The sequence below is a fragment of the Roseateles sp. P5_E8 genome (assembly GCF_054177665.1).
On sequence record NZ_JBGCUM010000121.1, the window covers coordinates 1 to 2948 of the forward strand.

The window sequence follows — 2948 nt, forward strand, 5'->3', positions numbered from 1 at the left end:
GGCAAGGCGCGCAACGACGCCATGCGCCCGCGCAGCCCCTCTCCCTTCGGGTTGCCACTCAAAAACCCGCGCGCGGCGTTGCTCGGCCTCGCCGGGGGGGCACCCCGGCTTCGCCTCACGCCTTGCTCGCGGCTTTTTGAGTGACAACGCATCCGATTCCCGTCGGGCAAACAGGCCCCTTGGAGCGGGGTGTAGCATGCCGCCGTTTTTGCCTCGCGCCACGGCGCTTCCCCCATGAGCTCCTCTGACATCCAGGCCAAGCTGACCGAACTCGGCATCACGCTGCCGCCGGTCGCCACGCCCGCCGCCGCCTACCTGCCCTTCATGCGCACGGGCAACCTCGTGTTCCTGTCCGGCCACATCGCCAAGAAGGACGGCAAGGCCTGGGTCGGCCAGTTGGGCCGCGACACGGACACCGCCACCGGCCAGCAGGCCGCACGCGCCGTCGCCATCGACCTGCTCGGCACGCTTCAGGCCGCCACCGGCGACCTCGGCAAGGTGGTGCGCATCGTCAAGGTGATGAGCCTSGTSAACAGCACGGCCGASTTCACCGARCAGCACCTCGTCACCAATGGCTGCTCCGAGCTGCTGGCCGCGGTGCTGGGCGACGCGGGCAAGCATGCGCGCAGTGCCTTCGGCGTGGCGCAGATCCCGATGGGCGCCTGCGTGGAGATCGAGCTGATCGCCGAGATCGCCGATTGATGTTCTTCGTCAAACCTTCGAAGTTCCCGGCCCGCGCGTTGGCGGTCATGGGCCTGGCAAGCTTCGCGGCGGTCGGCGTTGCGCTGATCGCCCAGCATCAGTTCGGTGTGAAGCCCTGCCCCTGGTGCGTGCTGCAGCGCGGCATCTTCCTTTTGATCGGCGTGTTCGCGCTGCTGGGCTGGCTGGTGCAGGCCAAGCGGCCGTTGCGGCAGGCGGCGCTGGTGGCGGTGCTGCTGATGTGCGCGGCGGGGCTGACAGCCGCGGTCTTCCAGCACGAGGTGGCGTCGCAGACAGCGAGCTGCGCGATGGGCCTGGCAGACAAGGTCGTGACCGCACTCGGTCTCGAAGAGCTGTGGCCGTCGGTGTTCATGATCACGGCCAACTGCGCGGAGGCAGCGGCTTACCGCTTCGCCTTCCTGCCGTATGAGATCTGGAGCGGCCTGCTGTTTGCCGGCCTGGGCGCGCTGGGCCTGGTGGTGCTAACGAAGCGCTGACCCGCCCCGTCACAGCCTGGCAGTGCCAGGCTATCTGTGGCCGGGGATGGCCTCGACCGGCAACACCACATCGCCGCACTGCGCCCGGTGCCGCAGCGCATGGTCCATCAGCACCAGGGCAAGCATGGCCTCGGCGATGGGCGTGGCGCGGATGCCCACGCAGGGGTCGTGGCGGCCGAAGGTTTCCACCGTCGTGGGTTTGAGCTCACGGTCGATGCTGGCCTTGGGCGAACGGATGGAGCTGGTGGGCTTGATGGCGATGCTGGCGACGATGTCCTGGCCGGTGGAGATGCCGCCCAGCATGCCGCCGGAGTTGTTGCTGGCAAAGCCGAGTGGCGTCAGCTCGTCGCCGTGCTCGCTGCCCTTCTGCGCGACGACGCCGAAGCCGGCGCCGATCTCCACGCCCTTGACGGCGTTGATGCCCATCAGCGCGTAGGCGATGTCGGCGTCCAGCTTGTCGAACAGCGGCTCACCCAGGCCCACCGGCACGCCGGTGGCTTCCACGCGGATGCGCGCGCCGACGGAGTCGCCGGCCTTGCGCAGCGCGTCCATATAGGCCTCCAGCTCGGCGATCTTGCTGGCGTTGGCGGCGAAGAAGGGGTTCTGGCCGACGTGTTCCCAGCCCTCGAACGGGATCTCCACCGAGCCCAGCTGCGTCATGCAGCCGCGGAACTCGGTGCCATAGGCTTCGCGCAGCCATTTGCGCGCCACCGCGCCGGCGCCGACCATGGGCGCCGTCAACCGGGCCGACGAGCGGCCACCGCCGCGCGGGTCGCGCACGCCGTACTTGCGCCAGTAGGTGTAGTCGGCGTGGCCGGGGCGGAAGGTGTCGAGGATGTTGCCGTAGTCCTTGCTGCGCTGATCGGTGTTCTTGATCAGCAGGCAGATGGGCGTGCCGGTCGTGACGCCCTCATACACGCCCGACAGGATCTCGACCGCATCGGGCTCGTTGCGCTGCGTGACGTGGCGGCTGGTGCCGGGGCGGCGGCGGTCCAGCTCGGGCTGGATGTCGGCCTCGCTGAGCAGCATGCCCGGCGGGCAGCCGTCGATGATGCAGCCGATGGCCGGGCCGTGGCTTTCGCCGAAATTGGTGACGCGAAAGAGTTCGCCGAAGGTGCTGCCTGACATAGGCCCGAAGTTTAGGCGGCCCTGAAATGCAAAAGCGGCCTCGCAAGGCCGCCTTCTCAGGATGCGAACCGGATTCTCAAAGTTTCGATTCCGGCTCGGCGTTCTCTTCCACCGGCCAGTCGCGGATATAGGCCTTGAGCATGCGGTTCTCGAAGTCCTGGCTGTCCACCACGGCCTTGGCCACGTCGTACAGCGAGATCACGCCCATCAGCGTCTTGCCGTTCATGACCGGCATGTAGCGCGCGTGGCGGCCCAGCATCATGCGGCGCACCTCGTCGATCTCGGTCTCGGGTGTGCAGGTCAGCGGCGCATCGTCCATGACCGTGCGCACGATGGTGGCGCCCACCGCGCCGCTGTTCTTCACGACGGCCTGGATGACCTCGCGGAAGGTCAGCATGCCGACCAGGTCGCCGTGCTCCATGACGACGAGCGAGCCGATGTCGCGTTCGGCCATGACGGACAGTGATTCTTTGAGCGGTTCGTCGGGCGTGACGGTGAACAAGGTGCCGCCTTTGACACGCAGGATATCGACGACTTTCATGGGGCCTCCTAGGGCCTGTTAAGGCTACGGGAATCGGTGCGAGAGGGTCTGCGCGGGCGCAGGGCGTCGTTGCGCGCCTCGCC

The 2948-nt window shown here is 67.8% G+C and carries 4 protein-coding genes; 2 read left to right on the forward strand and 2 right to left on the reverse strand.

The window, feature by feature from the left end; all coding sequences use genetic code 11:
- Positions 1-234: 234 nt before the first annotated feature.
- Together ACXRVZ_RS27460 and ACXRVZ_RS27465 are read left to right on the forward strand one after the other, a co-directional pair.
- Positions 235-702: a RidA family protein gene (locus ACXRVZ_RS27460; RefSeq protein ID WP_458233117.1), complete on the forward strand. Its 468-nt coding sequence runs from the start codon at positions 235-237 to the stop codon at positions 700-702.
- Positions 702-1196 carry a disulfide bond formation protein B gene (locus ACXRVZ_RS27465; RefSeq protein ID WP_457426696.1) on the forward strand — a complete coding sequence of 165 codons (495 nt, stop codon included), beginning with the start codon at positions 702-704 and terminating at the stop codon, positions 1194-1196. The genes ACXRVZ_RS27460 and ACXRVZ_RS27465 overlap by 1 nt, the downstream gene beginning before the upstream one ends.
- A gap of 30 nt (positions 1197-1226) precedes the next feature.
- Here ACXRVZ_RS27465 and aroC read toward each other — a convergent pair whose 3' ends face one another.
- Positions 1227-2324 carry a chorismate synthase gene (gene aroC / locus ACXRVZ_RS27470; protein ID WP_457426694.1) on the reverse strand — a complete coding sequence of 366 codons (1098 nt, stop codon included), beginning with the start codon at positions 2322-2324 and terminating at the stop codon, positions 1227-1229.
- Positions 2325-2400: 76 nt separating this feature from the next.
- On the reverse strand, positions 2401-2865 hold the full coding sequence (locus ACXRVZ_RS27475; RefSeq protein WP_457426692.1) for a CBS domain-containing protein: 465 nt from the start codon (positions 2863-2865) through the stop codon (positions 2401-2403).
- Positions 2866-2948: the final 83 nt, after the last annotated feature.